This window comes from Mycobacterium sp. NGS68 (genome assembly GCF_059812195.1).
Map to the genome: position 1 here is coordinate 83,542 of NZ_JCALCE010000019.1, position 24,814 is coordinate 108,355.

The following is a 24,814-nucleotide window of genomic DNA, read 5'->3' on the forward strand; positions in this document are numbered from 1 at the left end:
ACTCCACGACGGGTAATGCTATTTAGTGCTTGCGCCGCCCTAGTGCCCAGCGTTGCCGTTGGGCGAAGCGGGCGGAGGGCCGTTGTTGGGCAACTGCGGCGGCGTCCACGTGGGCAGCGTCCAGGTGGGCGGTGTCCACGTGGGTGGAGTCCAGGGCGCCGGCGGGGGCAGGCCCGGGGGCCAACCCGGTGGGGCCGACGGCGGGGCGGAAGGCGACGCCGTGGGGGGTGGCGGCGCCACCGGCGCTGAAGTAAGGGCTGGGCGCTGCTGGGTGGGGACAGCCGACGGCTTCGGGGTGTAGCTCGGGGCGCGAGTTGGCTCGTAAGTGGGTGCCACCGTCTGACTGGGGGGCGGCGGCTGAGCAGGAGGCGGCGGCTCCGCGGGCGGCGGGCTGCTCGGTTCCGTCTTGGCAGGCGTCGGGGCGCTCGTCGGACTGGGCGGCAGCGAGTCTTTGGTTCTGATGATTTGCTCCGGGCCGGCAGGCCTGTGGTGGTGCAGCCAGAGGTATGCCGCTCCCGCCGCAGTGACGAGCAAGACACTGACGAAGATCACGATGGGCCAGATCCATCGCTTGCGCTCGAGTTCGCCGGCGCGCAAGTCGTGGCGTGGCCTCTCCTCGGCGTCGGGTTCTTCCGCGGTTTCCTGCTGGAGGTCGATATCGCGACTGCCGAGCCTGTCAGCGGGCTGCCGATCGAGTGTTTCGGTCGGCGCCCCGTACCTGGTCTCCTCGGCGGACCAGGCGTTCACGGAGGCGTCGTTGGATGCCAGCTGGACCATGGCCAGCGTCTGTCCGCGCAGCCACCAGGGCGCCGTCGCTATGGGCGCCCGACTCAGCATCGCATTCCGGTCGGTCAGGTCGTGACGACTCCGCTCGCAGCTGGCACACGCGTCGATGTGCCGGGCGACTCGTTTGCGCATCAGGACGTTGAAGTCGCCGTTCCAGTCGGCCACGATGGCACCGAGTTCGCGGCATGCCCGCGGGTTTCGCTGAACGCGGCGCGCCACCAGCAGTGTGCCCAGGGCGTGTTCGACAGTGTCACGCACCCTTGACTCCGTCTTGGCGGCGGTGGCGGCGGTGACATCCAGCGCCTCGGCCAATTCCGTTCCGTCGAGGCCGTGCCGGTAGGTCAGTTCCAGCACCTCACAGTCCTGCGGCGTCAGCCCGCGGGCGGCTTCCGAGACCAGTCTGGCCAATTCGGTGCGACCCATCAGGGTAGGCGTGCCCGCACCGGACGACTTGTCGTCGGGGACGTCTTCTCGACGGCGCTGACGCAGGAAACTCTGGGCCTCGTTGCGAGCGATGGCGTATAACCACGGGCGCAGCTTGCCGGGTTCTCCCAGGTCCGACAGCTGCGCCGCAGCCGTGCAGAATACTTCCTGCACAAGTTCGGTGGCAGCTTCCCGTTCGTCGACCATCCCGACGCAGAAATCGTGCAGGCGATCGGCGTAGCGGTCGTAGATGCTGCCGAAGGCCGCCTGATCGCCGCTCGCGGCAGAAACGGCCAACTGCGCGTCGCTGGCCAGGTCCCAATCAGGTAATGCTGTCGTCATCGACGTTGCTCCCGCCCACACGCGCCGGGATGCGCAGCGACCGACGCTTGTCGTTCAGTCTGCGCGTTCCGTCGGCGTCTGTCTCCAGATTCGCTGATAAGACTGCGGGCACATCCGGTCGTGGAGCGTGCGCGGACCTTCCGAAGCCCCGCGCACGCCGCTAAACCTTGGCGATCTCCGCGCGCACACGTCGCCGATCTCCACCGCGCCGACCGGCCCAGCGAACTCAAAGCCGGTTGCCAGCACCTCGCCCCCTTGCCGGACGTCCGTGCACAGGCACACAGCGACACGTAGCCGCGCGCGTACAGGGAGGCATTTCACCTCGGAGCCCCGCCAGCGTCCCCATATTCGCGGAATTATCACCGTGCAGCCGCAAATTTGAGGCCCCTCGTTGGGCGTCAGCGCGTATAGCTATATGCCCTCACCGCAGGCCGTCGCGAGGCCTATCACTCCAGCCCCGACAGCAACAACTTGTCGCGCGAAGGTGGGCAAACCGGCACTCGCTCCGACCAGAGGCTTCTGTGGCGCGTGTGACTGACTGCAGGCGTCTCGCACCACTCAGGCGCGCGAAATCGACACCCGCACGCCGTCGCCGATTTCCACGCCATCGGTTGGCTCGCCGAACTCGAAGCTGGTGGCCAGCACCTCGCCGGCGATGAGGTCGCGGTGCGTCTGTGCCCAGTCCGCGCGCACCGCGGGAACCCACATCCGCACGCTGATCCGATCGGAGACGTCCAGGCCCGTCGACTTGCGCAGCTCCTGCAGCTCCCGGATCCGGTCCTTGGCCCAACCCTCGGCCTCCAGCTCGGGCGTCACCGTGCCGTCCAACACGACCAGTCCCGCGCCGCCGGGCAGCGCCGCCGTGAACTCGGGGTCGGCGGCCACCAGCCGCGACGTGTACTCCGAGGGTTGCAACACCGCGGGACCGGCGGTCAACGTGCCGTCGGGGTTGACGACGCCCTCGCCGGCCTTGACCGCCTTGATCGCCGCCTGCACGTCCTTGCCCAGCCGCGGCCCGGCCACCCGGGCGTTGACCGCAAGCTCGAACCTGCCGTAGGTGTCGATCGCGTCGGTCAGCTCGACCCGCTTCACGTTGAGCTCGTCACCGATCAGGTCGACGAACGGTTCCAGCCGAGCCGGATCCTCTACCGCCACAGTGAGTTTCGACAGCGGCAGCCGCACCCGCAGCTTCTTGGCCTTGCGCAGCGAAGACGCGGCCGAGCACACTTCACGCACCTGGTCCATCGCGGCCACCAGGCCCGGGTCCGCGGGCAGCACGTCGGACGAAGGCCAGTCCGTCAGATGCACCGACCGCTCACCGGTGAGGCCACGCCAGATGACCTCGGTGGCCATCGGGAGCAGCGGCGCGGCCAGCCGCGCCGTCACCTCGAGCACGGTGTGCAGGGTGTCGATGGCGTCGGCGTCCTCTTCCCAGAACCGGGAACGCGACCGTCGCACATACCAATTCGTCAACGCCTCGGTGAACTGGCGCAGCTGTTCGCAGGCTCCGGAGATGTCGCAAACCTCCATCGCGTCCGTGAGGTCGTCGCGCAACACCGCCAGCTTGGCCAGGATGTAGCGGTCCAGCACATGCGTCGAATCCGACCGCCAGACACCGACTTTCGGTGCATACAGGCACAGGAAGCTGTAGGCGTTCCACAGCGGCAGCAGCACCTGGCGCACCCCTTCGCGGATGCCCTGCTCGGTGACCACCAGGTTGCCGCCGCGCAGGATCGGCGACGCCATCAGGAACCACCGCATGGCGTCGGCGCCGTCGCGGTCGTACACCTCGTAGACGTCCGGGTAGTTGCGCAGCGACTTGCTCATCTTCTGCCCGTCGGAGCCAAGCACGATCCCATGCGCCACGCAGGTTTTGAACGACGGCCGGTCGAACAGCGCGGTCGCCAGCACGTGCAGGGTGTAGAACCAGCCGCGGGTCTGCCCGATGTACTCCACGATGAAGTCCCCGGGATAGTGACTGTCGAACCAGTCGGAATTCTCGAACGGATAGTGCACCTGCGCGTACGGCATGGACCCCGAGTCGAACCACACGTCGAGCACGTCGGGGATGCGGCGCATGGTGGCAGCGCCGGTCGGATCGTCGGGGTTGGGCCGGGTGAGCTCGTCGATGAACGGCCGATGCAGGTTCGACGGCCGCACCCCGAAGTCGCGCTCCAACTCGTCGAGACTGCCGTAGACATCGACGCGCGGATAGGCCGGATCGTCGGATTTCCACACCGGAATCGGCGTGCCCCAGTAGCGGTTTCGCGAGATCGACCAGTCGCGGGCACCCTGCAGCCACTTGCCGAACTGGCCGTCCTTGACGTGTTCGGGATACCAGGTGATCTGCTGGTTCAGTTCCACCATGCGATCACGGAATTGCGTCACGGCGACGAACCACGACGACACCGCCCGGTAGATCAAGGGGTTGCGGCAACGCCAGCAGTGCGGGTACGGGTGTTCGTAGGTTTCGTGGCGCAGCAGCACCGCGCCGTTGGCCGCGGCGGGACCGCTCTGGCTCTTCAGGTCGCGGATGATCTGGGTGTTGGCGTCGAATACGTGCTGCCCCTGGTAATCCGGGACAGTCGAGTCGAAGCGGCCCTTCGCGTCGACGGGGGTGGCCGGCGCGATCCCCGCGGCCTCGCCGACGACCATGTCGTCCTCGCCGTAGGCCGGCGCCATGTGCACGATGCCGGTGCCGTCCTCGGTGGTGACGAAGTCGCCCGCCAGTACCTGAAATGCGTTGGCCGTGTCCATGAAATACGGGAAGGGCGGCAGATAGCGCACGCCCAACAGGTCGGCGCCGCGATACGTGCCGAGCACCTCGGGTTCTTCCCCCAGTTCGCGCGCGTAGGCCCCGAGCCGCGCCTCGGCCAGCACGTACCGCCTGTCGCCCACCCGGACCTGCAGGTAATTCACGTCCGGGTTGACGGCCACCGCCAGGTTCGACGGCAGGGTCCACGGCGTCGTCGTCCAGATCAGGAGGTAGGCACCGTCGAGCGGGCCGCCGGCCACCGTGAACCCGACCGTCAGGGCGGGGTCCTGGCGGCTCTGGTAGACGTCGTCGTCCATCCGCAGTTCGTGGTTGGACAGCGGGGTCTCGTCGCGCCAGCAGTAGGGCAGCACGCGGTAGCCCTCGTACGCAAGCCCCTTGTCCCACAGGCGTTTGAACGCCCAGATCACCGACTCCATGTAACCGAGATCCAGCGTCTTGTAGTCGTGGTCGAAGTCGACCCAGCGCGCCTGGCGGGTCACATACTCCTGCCACTCGTCGGTGTAGCGCAGCACCGATGTCCGGCAGGCGTCGTTGAAGGCGGCGATGCCCATCGTGTCGATCTGGGATTTGTCGGTGATGCCCAGCTGGCGTTCGGCCTCGAGTTCGGCGGGCAGCCCGTGGGTGTCCCAGCCGAATCGACGCTCCACCTTGTACCCGCGCATGGTGCGGTACCGCGGCACGATGTCCTTGACGTAGCCGGTGAGCAGGTGACCGTAGTGCGGCAGGCCGTTGGCGAACGGAGGCCCGTCGTAGAACACGTACTCGGGGGCGCCGTCGCGACGCGCGATGCTGGCCCGGAAGGTGTCGTCGTGGAACCAGTAGTGCAGGACCTGGGCTTCCAGCGCGGGGAAATTCGGGGACCCGGCCCGCGGGTCGGCGCCCAGGTCGGTGAGGGGGTAGGCGCTGTCGGTCATCGGTCTCCTGTGCCATCGGTGCAGGCACGGGGACGACGACGCGCTGGACGCGCGAGCGCCGCGGTACCACCCCGCTTGCCGCGCTTACGCGCGACCGCTCGTTGCAGGCTGTGACGGGCCCACCCGTTCGGTTCTACTGGGCTGCAACGCCGTTCTTCCGAAGGCTCCCCGGTGATAGCCGGATCGGTGCCGTTGCGGTGATTCTACTGGGCTCCGAGGGGTCGCCGAATCGCAGAGCTACTTCTGCTTCTTCTGCTACTTCTGCGGTCGGGTGACCCCTCGGAGCCGCCATGCTCGCGACTGCTCCATGGGCTACCCCTGGACTTCAAGCACACCGACGCGCAACAACGCCGCGTACACGTGCCGCAGCGGGACGCTGATCAGCTTGGCGGCACCGTCGACCAGCGGGTCGCCGTAGCGGTACTCGCGGCGCAGCACCATCATGGGCGCCGGCATCTCGACCGGGGTCTCGTCGCGCACCACGTGCAGCTGGGGTGCGGTGGTGCGGGTGCCTACTTCGTCGTACAGGGCAACGGTCATGATCGCCTCCTCGGAGCATCAAGGATCGGGAAAAGCACTGGAACTGAATTGAACTGACGCAGTTCGTCCCGTTCCGGTTCCGATCCGGGCAGGCGGACCCGGTGGCGACTCAGCTAAGAACGCTGAAAACGCTGCGCCGGAGGTCGGATTGGGACGACATACAGTCCGGATATCGACCCGGACTACCACTGGAACTCATGCGTCCCTCACCTCCTCGACGGTCACGACGCGCGGTTGCCCGCACAATCTGGTCACACGCAGGAGTACAGAGATGCCGACGACTGTCGGAAACTCGCACCCCTCTCGTCAGAGCTTCGGCACTACACGACGTGTCCGGCAAACCGGAAGCCACCTGGGCTCAACCCTTAATCCGGGAGGAGCTGTCCTGACCCGGGGCGTCTTTGGACGTTCGGGGTCAGTGGCCTGTGTTCGTGTAGCCGCCTCACCTAACGAGGTGCTTACCCGAGAGATGATGCCCCACCCGACGCGGCGCGGTCAAACCTTTCGGCGACTCGTTCCCGAATATTTACGAATTTTTAAGGCAAGACGAACACTTTTGTGAGAACCGGCGAATAGCCGACTCATTCGTCGACCAGGCCCTCGAGTCGGCCGATCGTCTCGATGAACTCCTCGACCATGTCCAGCACCACAGCCCGCGTCGGCCGGACCCGATCGAGCGATCCGACCACCTGCCCGACGAAGTACGTTGCCAGTTCGCGCGCCTTGGCGCCGGCGTGGCCGGCGGCCTGGTTGATGCGCACCTGCGGCTCGCTGACCAGCGCGGTCTGCAGCGGCATGCCGAGTGGATCGGGGGTGTCGGGCCGCTCCCACTCCTCGGTCCAGGCCGTACGCAGCATCCGGGCCGGCTTGCCGGTCATCGACCGCGACCGGACGGTGTCCGAAGAACTGGCGGCCAGGAACTTGTCCTTGACCACCGGCGGCGTCTCGGCCTCCTCGGTGGTCAGCCACACCGACCCGCACCACACCCCCTCGGCGCCCAGGGCCAGGCTCGCGGCGATCTGACGGCCGCGGGCGATCCCGCCCGCGGCCAGCACGGGAACCGGATCGACCGCATCCACCACCTCGGGCACCAGCACCATGGTCGCCACCTCGCCGGTGTGGCCGCCGGCCTCGGTGCCCTGCGCGACGATCAGGTCCACGCCCGCCGCGGCGTGCCCGCGCGCGTGTTTCGTGGTGCCGGCCAGCGCGGCCACCAGCACGTCGTGGTCGTGGGCCCGTCGCACCAGATCCGCGGGCGGCGAGCCCAGCGCGCTCGCGATCAGCCGGATATCGTGGGCAAACGCCACCTCGAGCAACGGCTCGTAGCCCTTCGGCGACACGTTGAGCCCACGCCCCGACGGCTGCCGCCGCTCGCCCTCCGGAGCCGCGATGCCGTAGCGCAGCAGCAGGTCGTCCAGGAACGCTCGGTGTTCACCCGGCAACAGGTCGGCGACCCCCTTCGCGTCGATGCCGCCCTGCTCCGCGCCGACGTACTTGGGCGGCAACAGCAGGTCCACCCCGTAGGGTTTGCCTCCCGTCTGCTCCTCGATCCAGGTCAGCTCGCTGTCCAGCCGGTCGGGGCTGTGCGCGACAGCCCCGAGGACCCCGAAGCCGCCGGCGTTGGTCACGGCGGCCACGACATCGCGACAGTGGCTGAAGGCGCAGATCGGAAACTCAACGCCGAGCATCTCGGCGACTCGGGTGCGCATTTCTCGACGCTATCTCACCGGTGCCCGAATGTTGGCTTATGTCACGCATCGCCGCATCAGGCGTGACACAACCCGACACCCGCTTACGGCGACCGCCCGTCGGGCGGCCAACTCGCCACGCCCTCTTCCAGCGGCACCTGCAGGCTCTGCAGCAGCGAAGCGACCATCCGCCACGCGCCGATCGCGGTGACGAGCTCGATGAGAACCTTTGTGTCACCCTGTAATTCACGCTCACACGCGGCCCAGCTCGCGGCGCTGACGAAGCCTTGACCCACCACGTCGTCGGTCGCGGCCAACACCGCCCGCTCGGAGGGGCCGAACCCGTCGTAGCCGTGCCAATCCCGCACCCCGAGCAAGTCGTCGGCGGGCACCCCCAGCCGCGACGCGACGCGCCAGTGCTGGGTCCACTCGTAGTCGCACCCGGTGAGCCAGCCGATCCGCATGATCACCAATTCGCGCAGCCTGGGGTCCAGGGCGCCGTGCCACAGCAGGTTGGCCAGCATGTCGTTGAACGTCCGCGCGAGGTTGGGGTGGTTCAGCAGCACCTGAAAGATGCTGAGCTCGGCCATGTAGTCGGGCACACCCGCTTGGTCCGCGGCGGCCTTGGCCTCGTCGCCCGGCAACAGCGGAACCCGGGATGTTGTCATGGTCTGAGCCCTCCGTGCGCTGGCGGGACACCCTCTTTGGCCATGGTAAACCGCACCGGCCAGCAAATACTCCGCGCCGTCGAGCCGCGCGCGGCGTGGCTGTCTCGGGAACGGGCCCCGAGCGGTTACCCTGCTGTTCACTCGAGGTTTTGGAGATCGGCTGCAATGGTGAGCACGGCGTGGTTGGGCGACTGTGGCTAAGGCGCGTGTCACGCCGGTCGCCGTCATCGGCATGGCCTGTCGGCTGCCCGGCGGCATCGACTCCCCCGACAAGTTGTGGGAAGCACTGCTGCGCGGCGACGACCTGATCACCGAGGTCCCCGCCGAACGCTGGAACGCCGACGACTACTACGACCCCGAACCCGGCGTGCCCGGCCGGTCGGTGTCGCGCTGGGGCGGATTCCTCGACGACATCGCGGGTTTCGACCCGGAGTTCTTCGGCATCGGCGAGCGCGAAGCGACCGCGATGGACCCGCAGCACCGCCTGCTGCTGCAGACCGCGTGGGAGGCCGTGGAACACGGCGGCGTGGCGCCGACGGCGCTGCACGGCTCGCTGACCGGGGTGTTCGTCGGCCTGGCCCACAGCGACTACTCGTTCGTCACCGGACAGGCCGACGCGCTGGAAGATCCGTACGGGTTCACCGGGCTGCCGTTCAGCATGGGCTCGGGCCGCATCTCGTATGCGATGGGACTCCAGGGCCCCGCGATGACCGTCGACACCGCCTGCTCGTCGAGCCTGCTCGCGGTGCACATGGCGTGCCGCAGCCTGCACGACGGCGAGAGCGACCTGGCCCTGGCGGGTGGCTGCATGGTCATGCTGGAGCCGCAGCTGTACGCGTCGGCGTCGGCGCTGGGCATGCTGTCCCCGACGGGCCGTTGCCGCGCGTTCGACGCGGCCGCCGACGGTTTCGTCCGCTCCGAGGGTTGCGCGGTGGTGCTGCTCAAGCGGCTGCCCGACGCGCTGCGCGACGGCGACCCCATTCGCGCCGTGCTACGCGGCACGGCGACCAACCAGGACGGTCGCACCGAGAACATCTCCACCCCATCGGCGGATGCGCAGGTGGTGGCCTATCGCGCGGCGTTAACCGCGGCCGGCCTGGATTTGCGAGACGCCGCCACCATCGGCATGGTCGAGGCGCACGGCACCGGCACACCCGTCGGCGATCCCATCGAATTCACCAGCCTGGCAAGGGTTTACGGTATCGACCGGCCCTGCGCGCTGACGTCGGCGAAGAGCAATCTGGGGCATCCCGAGGCCGCCGCGGGCATCGTGGGCCTGGTCAAGACGGTCCTGTCGCTGCAGCACGGCGTGGTGCCGCCGATGGTGCACTTCACCCGGCTGCCCGACGAGCTGGCCCAGACCGACACCAAGCTCTTTGTGCCGCAAACAATCACGCTGTGGCCCGGCCCTGCGGACGCGCCCCGGCGCGCCGCGGTGTCGTCGTACGGCATGTCGGGCAGCAACGTGCACGCCGTGTTGGAACAAGCCCCCTCACCAGCGCCGGTCCACACCGAGGGCGCCCGCCCGCCCGCCGACGAGTTCCTGTTCCCGCTGTCGGCCACCTCGGCCGCGGCGCTGCGCCAGACGTCCCGGCGGATCGCGGAGTGGCTGGACGAACACGCCGGCGACGCGCCGCTGGCGGACCTGGCCTACACGCTGGCTCGCCGGCGCGGGCACCGGCCGGTGCGCACGGCCGTCGTCGCCGCCAGCCACGCTGAGCTGGCCCAGGCCCTGCGGGAGGTCGCCGCCGGAGAGGCGCCGCATCAGCCCGCCGTCGGCCAGGACGACCGCGGACCGGTATGGGTCTTCTCCGGGCAGGGCTCACAGTGGGCGGGGATGGGCGCGGCCCTGCTCGCCGGCGAGCCCGTATTCGCCGCGACGGTGGCCACGGTCGAGCCGCTGATCGCCGCGGAGTGCGGCTTCTCGGTGACCGAGGCGATGACCGCGCAGCGCACCGTGACGGGGATCGACCGGGTGCAGCCGACGCTGTTCGCCATGCAGGTCGCGCTGGCGGCCGCGATGCAGGCCCACGGCGTCCGCCCGGGCGCGGTGATCGGGCACTCCCTCGGCGAGGTGGCCGCGGCCGTCGTCGCGGGGGCGCTGTCCCTCGAGGACGGCGTCCGGGTGATCTGCCGCCGGTCGCGGCTGTGCGCCCGCATCGCGGGCATCGGCGCGATGGCGTCGGTCGAGCTGCCCGCCGCGCAGGTGCGCGAGGAGCTGGCGAGCCGCGGCATCAAGGACGTCGTGGTCGCGGTGGTGGCGTCGCCGCAGTCCACCGTGATCGGCGGCGACGCGCAAGCGGTGCGCGACCTGATCGCCGGCTGGGAGGCGCGCGACGTGCTGGCCCGCGAGGTGGCCGTCGACGTCGCCTCCCACACGCCGCAGGTCGATCCCATCCTCGGTGAGCTGCATCAGGTGCTGGCCGGCATCACGCCGGCGTCGCCCCGGGTCCCCTATTACTCCGCGACCCTGTTCGAGCCGCGGGACCCCCCGATGTTCGACGCCGGCTACTGGTCGGACAACCTGCGCCACATGGTGCGGTTCTGCGCGGCGGTGCGGGCGGCCCTCGAGGACGGGCACCGCGTGTTCGGCGAGCTGTCGCCCCACCCGCTGCTCACGCGCGCGGTCCAGCAGACCGCCGCCGAGCTCGACATCCCGGTAGCGGCGGTGGCCGCCCTGCGGCGCGAGCAACCGCTGCCGCACGGGCTGCGCGCACTGGTGTCCGAGCTACACAGCGCCGGCGCGGCGGTGGACTTCTCGACGCTGTTCCCGCACGGGCGCCTGGTGGACACGCCCCTTCCCGTGTGGGCGAACCGGCCCCTGCTGCTCGCACCGGAAAACCGCACCGCCCATGTCGCCAACTCCGTTGCCGCGCACCCACTGTTGGGCCCGCACGTGCGCCTGATGGAGGAGCCGGAACGGCACGCCTGGCACGGCGTCATCGGCACGGCCACGCTGCCGTGGCTGCGCGACCACCAGATCCACAACGTGGCCGCGCTGCCGGGAGCCGCGTACTGCGAGATGGCGCTGGCGGCGGCCCACCGGGTGCTGGGCGAGGGCTCCGAAGTGCGCGACATCCGCTTCGAGGAGATGCTGCTGCTCGACGACGACACGGCCGTGGGCACCGTCGCGTCCGTGGAGGCACCCGGTGTGGCGAGTTTCCTGGTCCAAACCGACCGCGACGGTGACACGGTACGACGGGCGACCGCGACGCTGCACGCCGGTCCCGACGAGACCACGCCGCCCGCCCATGACGTCGCCGCCCTGATGTCGGCTTATCCTTCGCGCGTCGGCGGCGACGAACTGCGCGCCTGGTTCGACGAGCGCGGTGTCCAGTTCGGTCCCGCATTCACCGGCCTGGCCGCGGCGCATGTGCGAGAGGGGGGCGCCGTGCTGGCCGAGGTCGGCCTGCCCGGGCCGATCCGCACCCAACAGGTCAGCTACGGCGTGCATCCAGCGCTGCTGGATGCGTGCTTCCAATCCGTCGCGGCGCACCCCGCGGTGGCCCGAGTCCAGGGCGGCCTGCTGCTGCCGCTGGGTGTACGACGGCTGCGCGCGTACGCCGCGGCCCGCTCTACCCGCTACTGCCTGACCAGGGTGACGGCGTGCGGCAGCAACGTCGAGGCCGACATCGACCTGATGGACGAACACGGGAACGTGGTACTGGTCGTCCGCGGCCTGCTGATGGGCACGGGCGTCTCCGAGACCGCCGACCGCGATCGCCTGCTCGGCGACCGCCTGCTGACCATCGAGTGGCAGCGGCGGTCTTTACCCGACCGCGCCGTCGACGCCGGCGAGGCCGGCGACCCCGGCATCGATGGCCGAAACTGGCTACTGGTCGGCCTTTCCGGGGACGCGCACGCCGTGGCTGCCGAACTGCGCGACGCGCTCGGGCGACGCGGAGCGCAATGCGTGACGGTGTGCTGGCCGGGGCGCGGGGACGCGGAGCAGCTGCGCGAGCAGCTGGATTCGGGCGGCTACACCGGCGTGGTCGTCCTGGCGCCGTTGTCCCGCGGCGCGAACCTGCCCGACAGCGAGCACGTGCGGCAGTTCGTCAGGGTCGCCCGCGAGCTGCCGGGGGCCTCCGGCGACACGCGGCTCTACCTGGTCACCAGGGACGCACAGCCGGTGCTGCGCCAGGATTGCGTCAATGGCGTCAACCTCGAACACGGCGGCCTGCGGGGCCTGCTGCGGGTGATCGGCGCGGAGCACCCGCACCTGCGCGCCACCCACATCGACGTCGACGAGAGCACCGACGCCGGCTGGCTGGCCGACCAATTGCTCTGCGGCGCCGAGGAAGACGAGACGGCCTGGCGCGACGGCGAGTGGTACGTCGCACGGCTGTGCCCGGCCCCGTTGCGCCCCGAGGAGCGGCACACGACCGACGTGGACCACGAGCGTGACGGGGTCCGGCTGCGCATCCGCACGCCCGGCGACCTGCAGACCATGGAGCTGGCCAGCGTCGACCGGGTGCCGCCGGGACCCGGACAGATCGAGGTTGCCATCGGCGCGTCGAGCATCAACTTCGCCGACGTCCTCGTGGCGTTCGGCCGCTATCCCGCGTTCGACGGGCTGGTGCCGCAGCTCGGCACCGACTTCGCCGGCGTGGTGACCGCCGTCGGGCCCGGCGTCGCTGATCACCATGTCGGTGACCGGGTCGGCGGCATCTCCCCCAGCGGCTGCTGGAGCTCGTTCGTCACCTGCGACGCCCGCCTGGCCGCTGCGATCCCGCCCGCCCTGACCGAGGCCCAGGCCGCCGCGGTGACCACCGCACACGCCACCGCCTGGTACGGCCTGCAGGAGTTGGCCCGCATCAAGGCCGGCGACAAGGTGCTGATCCACTCCGCGACCGGCGGGGTGGGGCAGGCCGCCGTCGCGATCGCACGCGCCGCGGGCGCCGAGATCTACGCCACCGCCGGCAGCCCCCAGCGCCGAGAACTCCTGCGCGACATGGGAATCACGCACGTCTACGACTCACGCAGCGTCGGGTTCGCCGAGCAGATCCGCCGCGACACCGACGGATACGGCGTCGACATCGTGCTCAACTCGCTGGCCGGCGCGGCACAGCGCGCGGGCATCGCGCTGCTGTCCTTCGGCGGTCGCTTCGTCGAGATCGGCAAGCGCGACATCTACGGCGACTCCCGGCTGCGCCTGTTCCCGTTCCGGCGCAACCTGGCGTTCTACGCCGTCGACCTGGGGCTGATGGCGGTGAGCCATCCCGCATACATCCGCGAGCTGTTGACCAGCGTGTACCGGCTGACCGCGGAGGCCGCCCTGCCGGTGCCCGAGATGACCCGCTTCCCGCTCGCCGAGGCGGCCACCGCGATCCGGATGATGAGCGGCGCCGAACACACCGGAAAGCTGGTCCTCGACCTTCCGCGCAGCGGATGCCGCAGCGTGGTGGTGCCGCCCGAGCAGGCGCGGGTGTTCCGTCGCGACGGCTCCTACCTGATCACCGGCGGCCTCGGCGGCCTCGGGCTGTTCCTGGCCGAGAACATGGCCGCCGCCGGCGCCGGGCGCATCGTGCTCTCGTCCCGGTCGGCGCCCAGCCAGAAGGTGCTGGAGACAATCGAACTCGTCCGCGCCACCGGATCCGACGTCGTGGTGGAATGTGGCGACATCGCGCGACCCGACACCGCGCGGCGGTTGGTGGCGACGGCCACCGCGACCGGGCTGCCGCTGCGCGGCGTGCTGCACGCCGCGGCGGTCGTCGAGGATGCCACGCTGACCAACATCACCGGCGACCTGATCGAGCGCGACTGGGCGCCAAAGGTTCACGGCGCGTGGCATCTGCACCAGGCCGTGCAGCAAGCCGGGGCGGACCTGGACTGGTTCTGCTCGTTCTCCTCGGCGGCCGCCTTGCTGGGCTCGCCGGGCCAAGGCGCCTACGCCGCGGCCAACAGCTGGCTGGACGCGTTCACCCACTGGCGACGGGCCCAGGGGCTGCCGGCCACCGCGATCGCCTGGGGCGCCTGGGCCGACATCGGCCGCGGCGCGCACCTCGCGGCGGACGGCGACACCGCGATGATCACCCCCGAGGAGGGCGGTTACGCGTTCGAGGCGCTGTTGCGGCACGACCGCGCCTACAGCGGCTACGTCCCGACCGCCGGAACGCCCTGGCTGACGTCGCTGGCGCGGCGCAGCCGCTTCGCCGAGGCATTCCGCGCCGCCCGCACCGACCGGTCCGACAGCGGCAGATTCCGTGCCGAACTCGCCGAACTCCCCGCCGAAGAATGGCCCGGCCGGCTGCGCCGCCTGATTTCCGAGCAGGTCGGCCTCATTTTGCGACGCAGTGTCGACCCGGATCGACCGCTTTCCGAATACGGCCTCGATTCGCTCGGAAATCTCGAGCTGCGCACCCGCGTCGAAACCGAAACCGGCATTCGGTCGAGCTCCACCGACATCACAACAGTGCGGGATTTCGCAGACCAATTGTGTCGAAAGCTGGCACTAATAGAAAACGATCCGGTCACGACATGAGGACAAGTAGCTCACATCCAATACTCTAAGCCCGAGACGCCGAACCAAAGGAGTCACGTTGGTTGTCCTGGGCAATCTGGGTCTGGAGACCGTCGTTAACTGGGCTCCCTCTGCTGGTTCGGTCTGGCAGTGGCACGCATCGCCGCGCTCACTCGAGAAAGCCCGGTGCGCGCCGGTAAGTGCGGTGCCGCCCAGCTATATTCAGACACGCCACCTGCGCGCCTTGCGCGAGCAAACCGCCAGGGGCCAGCAGATGTCACGTTTGCTGGTGACGGCCGTGGACATCGCCGGTCAGTGCGATATCCGGACCATGACGTACGTCATCAATTCACATCTCCGCCGGCACGACACCTACCGCAGCTGGTTTGAATTCATCGATGACCAGCGGATTGTCCGGCACACCATCGACAATCCCGCCGATATCGAGTTCATACCGGTAGAGCACGGCAAGATGACGACGAGGCAATGGCAGGATTACATTTTGGACACGCCCAGTCCATTGGATTGGGACTGCTTCAGGTTCGCGATTATTCAGCGCGACGACCACTTCACATTCTGCGTCAGCATTGACCACCTGCATTTCGATGCAACGTTTCTCGGGATCATATTCTTGGAGCTCCGGGCGATGTATAACGCACTGATGGACGGCGAACCGCTGCGGCTGCCGGCCGTCGGCAGCTACGACGACTACTGCCGGCGGGAGCGCGCCTACAACTCGGCGCTGACCCTGCAGTCGCCGCCCGTGCGCCGCTGGGTCGAGTTCTTCGAGAGCAACGGCGGCGCTCTGCCGTCCTTCCCGTTGCCGCTGGGTGACACGTCGCTGCCCGGTGCCGGTGACGTGCTGTCGCTGCGACTGATGGATGCCGAACAGACCGCACGATTCGAAGGTGAGTGCACACGCGCCGGCGCCCGGTTCAGCGGCGGGGTATTCGCGTGCGCCGCCCTGACCGAGTACGAACTCACCGGCGCCCACACCTACTACTCGGTGACGCCCAGCGGCACCCGCAGCACGCCAGCGGAATTCGTGACCAGCGGCTGGTTCATCGGACACATTCCGCTCGTGGTTCCCGTCGGCGCCTCGTTCGGGGACACCGCGCGCTGCGCGCAGGACGCATTCGATTCCAGCACCGATCTCGCCCGGGTCCCGTTCGAGCGGGTGCTGGAGTTGGCGCCCTGGCTGAAGAGGCCCCCACCGCGCAACGGATTTCCCATGCTGTCGTTTCTCGACGCGGGCGTGCCGCCGCTGTCCGCCGTCGTCGCGTCCCAGCTGGGCCGGGCCAATACCAGGGTCTTCACCGACGGCAAGGTAGCCGCCCGGGTATGCATGTGGGTCAATAAGTTCCACGAAGAGACGACCGTGACGGCGTCCTTCCCGAACAATCCCATCGCCTACGACTCGGTGGTGCGCTACCTGGCGACGATGAAGTCCGTCTACCTGCGCGTCGCCGAGGGCCGCGACGACAGAATGCTCGCGACCTGCAGCGGCCGCCTCACCAGTCAACGGTCCTGAAGGAATTCACACAAAATCGCCACGGCTTATTTATTGATTCCGCGGTTTCAAGTGAAACATTGTCGTAAGATAACCGCCACAAGCGAACATGAGGTATTTCGCATATTTTACGTACCTTTCGCCGGTTTTTTGACAATTCTTCTTATCGCCTCTGCGCCGTTTACGCCACTTGTTCGGCCGCGGGCGCGATCCACGGCCGTCATGGCTCACCCCCGCATCCCAGCGACATCGGGATGCCGGATACCGGCTGCCAGCAAACTTCTTTCACGACCGACAGGCCGCCGCGCCCGCGGCTGGGAGGCTTATCGCAGAACTACACCTGGCTCGGCATACCGGGCACCCGCGGCCTCGGCGCGTCGCTACGATCGGTCCATAAAGTCCCATGAAGTGCTCTTTTACCGTCGGCTGTGCCCACCGCGTCGGCACCGGTTCTTGGATGCCGACGCTGGCCGGCTGACCGCACCGCCTCGCGACGGCCCGCGGGGCAGGGCTGGAGCCAGACCGCAACCCCGCAGCGACAGCTAATTTTTGGTACGTTGGCCCGATTCTTGCACATATGTCGAGGTAAGCCGCTAAAGTGCTGTGCAGCCACGTCGTGACGGTCGGCTCCAGGTGGGGGGTCTGTGGGATGTCTGTGTCTATCAGCGCGCGCTTTGTTCCGCGCGTGTAACGAATTTTTGGCGATTCCATCGAACCTCTGAATAAGCGCTCGGCGCAGTGATAAGAACTTGACATTAGTAAGAAGAGGGTAGAGACGGTGAATGAGACGCAAGTCACACCGGTTGCTGTCATCGGGATGGCCTGCCGGCTGCCGGGATCCATTGATTCCCCAGAGCTGCTTTGGGCTGCCCTGCTGCGCGGCGACGACTTCGTCACCGAGGTTCCCGCCGACCGCTGGGATCTCGACGACTACTACGACCCGGAGCCGGGCGTGCCCGGTCGTTCCGTGTGCAAGTGGGGCGCGTTCCTGAACGACGTCGCCGACTTCGACCCCGAGTTCTTCGGCATCAACGAAAAAGAAGCGACCGCGATGGACCCGCAGCACCGTCTGCTGCTGGAAACCTCGTGGGAGGCCATGGAGCACGGCGGGCTCACCCGCGACAGGCTCGCCGCCCTGCGGACCGGCGTGTTCGTGGGGCTGATGCACGACGACTACCAGTTCGTGCACGCCGACGCCCACGCCCTGGAGGGGCCGTACGGGTACATGGGCAACAGCTTCGCCATGGGCTCCGGGCGCATCGCCTACGCGCTGGGGCTGCACGGGCCCGCGATGACGGTGGATACCGCGTGCTCGTCCGGTTTGTCCGCGATCCACCTGGCTTGCCGCAGCCTGCACGACGGCGAAAGCGACGTGGCGCTGGCCGGCGGCGCTTCGGTGATGTTCGAACCCCGCAAGGCCGCTTCGGGTTCCGCGATCGGAATGCTGTCCCCCACCGGCCGCTGCCACGCGTTCGACGTCAACGCCGACGGGTTCGTGGCCGGCGAGGGCTGCGTGGTGGTGCTGCTCAAGCGGCTGCCGGACGCAGTGGCCGACGGCGACCGGATCCTGGCGGTGATCCGCGGCACGGCCGCCAACCAGGACGGCCGCACGGTGAACATCGTGACGCCGTCCGGGCCCGCACAGGTCGAGGCGTATCGGACCGCGCTCGCGGTCGCGGACGTCGACGCCAGCACCATCGGGATGGTCGAGGCGCACGGGCCCGGCACCCCCGTCGGCGACCCCATCGAGTACGCCAGCCTCGCACAGGTGTACGGCATCGACGGACCGTGCGCGCTGGCCTCGGTGAAGACCAACTTCGGGCACACGCAGTCGGCCGCCGGCGCGCTGGGCCTGATGAAGGCGGTTCTCGCGCTGCAACACGGCGTGGTTCCGCGCAACCTGCACTTCACCGCCCTGCCCGACGAGTTCGCCGACATCAAGACCAATCTGTTTGTTCCGCAGGAGATCACGCCGTGGCCGGCCACCGCCGACGAAGCGCCCCGCAGGGCAGCGGTGTCGTCGTACGGGTTTTCCGGAACCAACGTGCACGCGATCCTCGAGCAGGCGCCGGAAACGGTTGCGCCGCAGGACACGCGACCCGAAGCTGGCGGCGACGCGTTGCTGGTCCCGGTGTCGGCTACCTCCCCGGATGGGTTGCGGCACACCGCGGCACGCATCGCCGACTGGGTCGACGCGCACGCGTCGGACCTGACGGCAACGGATCTGGCCTACACGCTCAGCCGCCGACGTGAGCACCGATCGGTGCGCACCGCGGTCATCGCCGACAGCGTCGAGCGGCTGGCCGGGGCGCTGCGCGAGGTCGCCGACGGCGACTTCCCGTATCCGGCTGCGGTCGGGCAGGACGACCGCGGACCGGTCTGGGTGTTCTCCGGGCAGGGTTCACAGTGGGCGTCGATGGGTGCCCAGCTGCTCGCGACCGAACCGGCCTTCGCCGCGACCATCGCGGAACTTGAGCCGCTGATCGCCCGTGAGTCCGGCTTCTCGGTCACCGAGGTCCTCTCGGCACCCGAGACCGTGACCGGCATCGACCGGATCCAGCCGGCGCTGTTCAGCATGCAGGTCGCGCTGGCCGCCACGATGAGGTCCTACGGCGTCGCGCCGGGCGCGGTGATCGGCCACTCGATGGGCGAGGCCGCGGCGGCGGTCGTCGCGGGCGCGTTGTCGCTCGACGACGGCGTGAAGGTGATCTGCCGCCGCTCCAAGCTGATGCTGACCATCTCCGGGTCGGGCGCCATGGCCTCGGTGGAACTGCCTGCCCAGCAGGTGCTCTCGGAACTGATGGCCCGTGGCATCGAGGACGCCGTGGTGGCCGTGGTGGCATCGCCGGAGTCCACGGTGATCGGTGGCGCTACCGAGACGGTGCGTTCGCTGGTCGCCGAATGGGAGCGGCGGGACGTGCTGGCCCGCGAGGTCGCTGTCGACGTCGCATCGCACTCGCCGCAAGTCGACTCGATCCTGGACGAACTCACCGACGTGCTGGCCGACCTCGACCCCAGGACACCGGAAGTTCCCTTCTACTCGTCGACCATGTTCGACCCGCGCGACGAAGCCGAGTGCGACGCCTGGTACTGGGCCGACAATCTCCGGCACACGGTGCGGTTCGCCGCATCCGTGCAGGCCGCGCTGGAAGACGGTTACCGCGTATTCGGGGAGTTGGCCCCGCACCCGCTGCTCACCCATGCCGTCGAGCAGACGGCGCGCAGCCTCGGCATGCCGCTGGCCGCTCTCGCCGCCATGCGCCGCGAACAGGAGCTGCCGCACGGGCTGCTCGATTTCCTGACAGATCTCTACAGCGCCGGTGCCGCGATCGACTTCTCGAAGATCCATCCCCAGGGCCGACTGGTCGATGCTCCGCTACCGACCTGGAGCAACCGTCCCCTTCTGTTGACGCCGGCCGGTCACGATTCGCGGGCGCGCGGCGAGTGCACGGTTGCGGTGCATCCCTTGATGGGCGCGCACGTGCTGTTGCAGGAGGAGCCGCAGCGCCACGTCTGGCAGGGCGAGGTCGGCACCGCGGCGCAGCCTTGGCTGGCCGAGCACGAGATTCACGGTGCGGCCGTGCTTCCGGCGGCGGTCTGGTGTGACATGGCGTTGAGCGCGGCACAGACGGTCTTCGGTGAGGCCTCGGAGGTCCGCGACGTCCGCTTCGAGCAGATGCTGTTGCTCGACGAAGAGAACTCGGTGGGCGCCGTCGCCTCGGTGAAGACGCCCGGCACCGCCACTTTCGCGGTGGAGACCTACACCGACGGTTACCGCGACGAGTTCGCCACGGCGGTCTTGTCGGCGTTGTCGGCGCACGAGGACGACGACACCCCGGCCGCACACGACGTGCTGGCCCTGCTGGCGGCTCACCCCAGCCAACTGGAGGGCTCCAAACTGCGGAAGTGGTTCGGCAGCAAGGGCTTCCAGTACGGTCCGTCCTTCGAAGGGCTGGCCGCCGCGCACCGGGCCGAGGGTAATTTCGACACTCTGCTGGCCGAGATCGCGCTGCCCGTTGCGCTCCGCTCACAGCAGAAGGGCTACGAGATCCACCCCGCCCTGCTGGATGTGTGTTTCCAGTCGGTCGCGGCCGCTTACGCCGACGACCATGGACAGACGACCCCCGGCCTGCTGATGCCGCTCGGCGTCGGCAGGCTCCGGGTTTACGGTTCCAGCCGCAACGCCCGCTACTGCTTCACCCGGATCACGAACGTCGAGGCCGCCGGTCTGGAAGCCGACCTCGACGTCCTGGACGAGAACGGGACCGTGCTGCTGGCCGTGCAGGGCCTGCAGATGGGGACCGCGGCCAACGCGCACAGCGAGGCCGATCGCAGGCTGAGCGAACGCCTGCTGACCATCGAGTGGCAGGAGCGCACGCTGCCCGAAATCGAGCGGGTCGGTACCGGATCGTGGCTGCTGATAAGCACATCCACGACCGCCGACCTGGTGGCGACAAGCCTGACCGATGCGCTGAAATCCGCGGGAGCGGAGTGCACGAGCATGACCTGGCCGAAGCAGTCCGATCACCAGGCCAACGCCGAGATACTCGCCTCGCACCTGGGCTCCAACACCATCCGCGGCGTGGTCATCCTGACCGGGCCCAAGAACGGCAACCCGGACGAACAGTGCGCGCACCGCGGCGGCAACTACGTCCAGCACCTGGTGCGCATCGCCCGCAAGGTCGCCGAAGTACAGGGCGAAGCGCCGGCGCTCTACGTCGTAACGCGAAATGCCCAAACGGTTTTGACCGGCGACGTGGCAAACCTCGAGCAGGCCGGGATTCGCGGCCTGGTGCGAGTGATCGGCGCCGAGTACCCGCAGCTACGGGCCAGCCAGATCGACATGGACGCGGATCCGGATGCCGAACTGCTGGCACAGCAGCTGCTCGGCGGGTCGGAAGAGGACGAGACGGCTTGGCGGCACGGGCAGTGGTACACGGCGCGCCTCAGCCCGGCTCCCCTGCGCCCCGAGGAGCGGCGTGCCACCGTCGTCGCCCATGCGGATGAAGGTATGCGCCTGCAGATTCGCACGCCCGGTGATCCGGAGACGATCGAGCTGACGGCGATCGACCGCGTTCCGCCGGGCCCGGGACAGATCGAGGTCGCGGTGACCGCGTCCGGCATCAACTTCGCCGATGTACTGATCGCCTCCGACCGGTACCCCACCGAGGCCGGGGTTACGCCGCAACTCGGGCGGGATTTCGCCGGCGTGGTCACCGCGGTCGGACCCGATGTCGACAGCCACCGGGTGGGCGACCATGTCGCCGGACTGGCCGAGAGCGGTTGCTGGGCCACATACGTCACCTGTGACGCTCGTGCCGCGGTCACGCTTCCGCCCGGCCTCACCGATGAGGTGGCGGCCGCGGTGACCACCGCTCACGCCACGGCCTGGTACGCGCTGCACGACCAGGCGAGGATCGGCGCCGACGACCGGGTGCTGATCCACTCCGCCACCGGCGGCGTGGGCCAAGCGGCGATCGCGATCGCCCGCGCCGCGGGTGCCGAAATCTTCGCCACCGCCGGCAGCGAGCAGCGTCGGCAGTTGTTGCGCGACATGGGCATCGCCCACGTATACGATTCGCGCAGTACCGATTTCGCCGAGCAGATTCGTCACGACACCGACGGATACGGCGTCGACATCGTGCTCAACTCGCTCAGCGGAGCCGCGCAGCGGGCCGGCTTGGAACTGCTGGCCGTCGGCGGTCGATTCGTCGAGATCGGCAAGCGCGACGTCTACGCGAACACCCGGCTCGAGCTGTTCCCGTTCCGCCGCAACCTCACCTTCCACTACGTCGACCTGGCACTGCTTGCCGAAAGCAGCCCGCGCCGGGTCAGCGCCCTGCTGCGCACGGTCTACGAGCGCGTCGCGACGGGTGAATTGCCGGCCCCGGAAACCACCCGTTACCCACTGCGCGATGCGGCGTCCGCCATCCGTGTGATGGCTGCGGCAGAGCACACCGGCAAGCTGGTGCTGGACATGCCCCGCGTCGGGAGCAGCAGCGTCGTGGTGCCGCCCGAGCAGGCGCAGGTGTTCCGGCCCGATGGCTCCTACATCGTCACCGGCGGGCTGGGCGGCCTCGGCCTGTTCTTCGCCGAGAAGATGGCCGCGGCCGGGTGTGGGCGCATCATCCTGACCTCGCGGTCTGCGCCCGACGCCAAGGCGATGGAGACGATCGAACTCATCCGCGCCATGGGTAGCGACATCGTCGTGGAATGTGCCGATATCGCCGACGCCGGTTCCGCGGAGGGTTTGGTTTCGGTGGCGACCGCGACCGGGCTGCCGTTGCGCGGCGTGCTGCACGCCGCCGCGGTGTTCGAAAACGCCACCCTGCCCAACATCAGCGACGAGCTGATCGACCGCAACTGGAACGCAAAAGTCCACGGCGCGTGGAACTTGCACGCGGCGACGACCGCGCAGCCGCTGGATTGGTTCTGCCTGTTCTCGTCGGCGGTCGCACTGGTCGGTTCAGCCGGGCAGGGCCCATACGCCGCGGCGAACAGCTGGCTGGATGCGTTCGCGCACTGGCGCCGAGCGCAGGGTCTGCCGGCCACATCGATCGGGTGGGCGTTGTGGGCCGAGGTGGGCGCCGCCGCCGCGGTCCTGGCCGAGGCCAACGAGGCCGGCGCCGAAGGGACCAGTGGCAGCAGCGTCGCCGACCACTGGCGCAGCACCGCCATCACCGCCGACGAGGGCGCCCGCGCGTGGGAGGCATTGCTGCGCCACGATCGCGGATACTCCGGCTACGCGCAGATGACGGGCACGCCGTGGGCGACCGCGTTCGCACAGCGCAGCCGATTCGCGGAACTGTTCCCTTCGATTAACCAAAACTCCTCCGACGCAGGCAAACTGCGTGACGAGCTGGCGACACTGCCGGCCGAAGAGTGGCCTACCCGATTGCGTCAAATGATCTCTGACCAGGTAAGGATGACCCTGCGCCGCACAATCGACCCGGACCGCCCGCTTTCCGAGTACGGCCTTGACTCGCTCGGCAACCTCGAACTGCGCACCCACATCAAGGCGGAAACAGGGATTCGTTTGACCTCGAATGACATCACCACGATTCAGGGTTTGGCCGGACTCCTGTGCGAGAAACTGACAGCACCAGAGGCCGCCGCACATGCGTGATCAAGTAGCTAATCAACCAACCGAGCAAGATCAACATCATTGGTCGAGGGGAGGCAGCAACGCATGATTCCGATCAACGGAATTCACGATTGGGGACTTCCCCAACCCGGGCAGCTCGTCACGTGGAACGCACCGCCCGAGGTGCTCCGAAAAATCCGGGAAGCCCCCGTCAGCACCGTGCCGGCCAGTTACCAGCAGGCTCAACACCTTCGCGGCTACACCGACTACGCGGCCCGAGGCAGTGAGATGGCGCGGCTGTTCATTTTGGCGTGGGACATCGCAGGCCGGTGTGATATTCGCGCCATGACGCACGTCATCAACACCTATCTCCGTCGGCACGACGCGTATCACAGCTGGTTCGACTGCAGGGACCCAGAGAACATCGTTCGGCGGACGATCAGCAACCCCAAGGACATTCGGCTAGTTCCGACCAAGCACGGCGAGATCACGGGCCCGGGTTGGCGAGACTTCGCGTTGGCCACGCCGGACCCGCTGCGCTGGGATTGCTTCCGTTTCGGGATCATTCAACGCCCGGACCACTTCACGGTTTTCATCACCGACGACCATGTCCACACCGACGCTGTGCTGCTGGGTCTGGTCTTGGTGGAGATCCACATGATGTACCAGAGACTGGTAGGAGGAGCTGCGCCGATCCAGCTGCCGGATGCTGGCAGCTATGACGACTACTGCATTCGGCAGCGCCAATTGACGTCCGAGCTGACCTTGGAATCACCGGAAGTGCAGGCGTGGATCAAGTTCGCCAAGAACAACGGCGGCTCACTTCCGCGCTTCCCCCTGCCACTTGGCACGCCCACCGTGGCCGCAACCGGTGACATGCTTACCGTGCGCCTTTTGGATGACAAGCAGACGGAGCAGTTCGAATCCGCGTGTGTCGAGGCGGGCGCCCGTTTCAGTGGTGGCGTCTTCGCCTGCGCCGCCATCGCGGAGCGTGAGTTGACCGGTGCAGACACCTATTACGTCGTCACTCCGATCACGACACGTCGCAGCCCAGCCGATTTCGCAACGACGGGCTGGTTTACCGGTCTGGTTCCGATTACAGTCCCCGTCGCGGCGTCATTCGGCGAAATTGTGTGCGCCGCACAGGAATCTTTCGACTCGGGCGCAGATCTGGCCAATGTGCCTTTCGAGTGCGTATTGGAGATGGCGCCTCCCGAGCTTGGGCTCCAAGAAGCCAAGCGAGGCGTTCCGATGATTTCCTACATCGATACCGGCGTGCCGCCGCTCTCTCCCGCCATCGTCGCTCAGTACGAGGAGATGAATGGCAGGCTCTACACCGATGACAGGGCCGCGGATCAAATCGGCATGTGGGTGAATCGCACCGAGCGCGGCACCACCGTGACCGTTGCGTTCCCGAACAATCCCGTCGCGCGGGAATCCATTGTGCGGTACATGGATGCGATGAAATCGGCCTATGTTCGCATCGCCGAGGGCAGCTTCGCGCCGATGCCGTTTGCCAGCATCGGCCAACTTGACCTGAAACCGGCGTGATCGGTCGGCCCCAGATTTGGTGCGTGTCGCCGATTTCAAGATGTGTAAGAAGAGGTAAAGACCATGGCTGAG

9 protein-coding genes and 1 riboswitch are annotated in these 24,814 nt (G+C 68.2%); of the genes, 4 read left to right on the forward strand and 5 right to left on the reverse strand.

Annotated features, from left to right (window positions below; all coding sequences use genetic code 11):
• Positions 1-39: 39 nt before the first annotated feature.
• The 5 genes from AC5Y5V_RS20425 to AC5Y5V_RS20445 form a co-directional block, all read right to left on the reverse strand.
• Positions 40-1,551, reverse strand: a complete 1,512-nt coding sequence (locus tag AC5Y5V_RS20425; RefSeq protein WP_499939119.1) for an RNA polymerase sigma factor — start codon at positions 1,549-1,551, stop codon at positions 40-42.
• 558 nt (positions 1,552-2,109) lie between these two features.
• Entirely contained in the window at positions 2,110-5,241 is a 3,132-nt protein-coding gene (gene ileS / locus AC5Y5V_RS20430) for an isoleucine--tRNA ligase (protein ID WP_499939121.1), read from the reverse strand.
• A gap of 312 nt (positions 5,242-5,553) precedes the next feature.
• Positions 5,554-5,781 (reverse strand): Rv1535 family protein, encoded by a 228-nt coding sequence (locus AC5Y5V_RS20435; RefSeq protein WP_499939123.1) that lies wholly within the window; start codon positions 5,779-5,781, stop codon positions 5,554-5,556.
• 291 nt (positions 5,782-6,072) lie between these two features.
• A riboswitch (M-box (ykoK) riboswitch) is annotated at positions 6,073-6,242 on the reverse strand.
• Positions 6,243-6,362: 120 nt separating this feature from the next.
• Positions 6,363-7,490, reverse strand: a complete 1,128-nt coding sequence (locus tag AC5Y5V_RS20440) for an NAD(P)H-dependent flavin oxidoreductase (RefSeq protein ID WP_499939127.1) — start codon at positions 7,488-7,490, stop codon at positions 6,363-6,365.
• Positions 7,491-7,573: 83 nt separating this feature from the next.
• Positions 7,574-8,137: a carboxymuconolactone decarboxylase family protein gene (locus tag AC5Y5V_RS20445; protein WP_499939129.1), complete on the reverse strand. Its 564-nt coding sequence runs from the start codon at positions 8,135-8,137 to the stop codon at positions 7,574-7,576.
• Between the two features lie 193 nt (positions 8,138-8,330).
• Here AC5Y5V_RS20445 and pks2 (AC5Y5V_RS20450) point away from each other — a divergent pair, with 193 nt between their 5' ends.
• The 4 genes from pks2 (AC5Y5V_RS20450) (at position 8,331) to AC5Y5V_RS20465 (ending at position 24,742) form a co-directional block, all read left to right on the forward strand.
• The gene (gene pks2, locus AC5Y5V_RS20450; RefSeq protein ID WP_499939133.1) at positions 8,331-14,618 is read left to right on the forward strand and encodes a sulfolipid-1 biosynthesis phthioceranic/hydroxyphthioceranic acid synthase; all 6,288 of its coding nucleotides are present in this window, start codon (positions 8,331-8,333) and stop codon (positions 14,616-14,618) included.
• 58 nt (positions 14,619-14,676) lie between these two features.
• The gene (locus AC5Y5V_RS20455; protein WP_499939136.1) at positions 14,677-16,128 is read left to right on the forward strand and encodes a condensation domain-containing protein; all 1,452 of its coding nucleotides are present in this window, start codon (positions 14,677-14,679) and stop codon (positions 16,126-16,128) included.
• Positions 16,129-16,861: 733 nt separating this feature from the next.
• Entirely contained in the window at positions 16,862-23,233 is a 6,372-nt protein-coding gene (gene pks2 / locus AC5Y5V_RS20460) for a sulfolipid-1 biosynthesis phthioceranic/hydroxyphthioceranic acid synthase (protein WP_499939196.1), read from the forward strand.
• Positions 23,234-23,296: 63 nt separating this feature from the next.
• Positions 23,297-24,742: a condensation domain-containing protein gene (locus tag AC5Y5V_RS20465; protein WP_499939140.1), complete on the forward strand. Its 1,446-nt coding sequence runs from the start codon at positions 23,297-23,299 to the stop codon at positions 24,740-24,742.
• Positions 24,743-24,814: the final 72 nt, after the last annotated feature.

Bases quoted from the DNA above. Each gene is read 5' to 3' on its own strand.
- AC5Y5V_RS20425 (WP_499939119.1), bottom strand. From the start codon at position 1,551: ATGACGACAGCATTACCTGATTGGGACCTGGCCAGCGACGCGCAGTTG.
- AC5Y5V_RS20440 (WP_499939127.1), bottom strand. From the start codon at position 7,490: ATGCGCACCCGAGTCGCCGAGATGCTCGGCGTTGAGTTTCCGATCTGC.
- AC5Y5V_RS20445 (WP_499939129.1), bottom strand. From the start codon at position 8,137: ATGACAACATCCCGGGTTCCGCTGTTGCCGGGCGACGAGGCCAAGGCC.
- ileS (WP_499939121.1), bottom strand. From the start codon at position 5,241: ATGACCGACAGCGCCTACCCCCTCACCGACCTGGGCGCCGACCCGCGG.
- AC5Y5V_RS20435 (WP_499939123.1), bottom strand. From the start codon at position 5,781: ATGACCGTTGCCCTGTACGACGAAGTAGGCACCCGCACCACCGCACCC.
- AC5Y5V_RS20465 (WP_499939140.1), top strand. From the start codon at position 23,297: ATGATTCCGATCAACGGAATTCACGATTGGGGACTTCCCCAACCCGGG.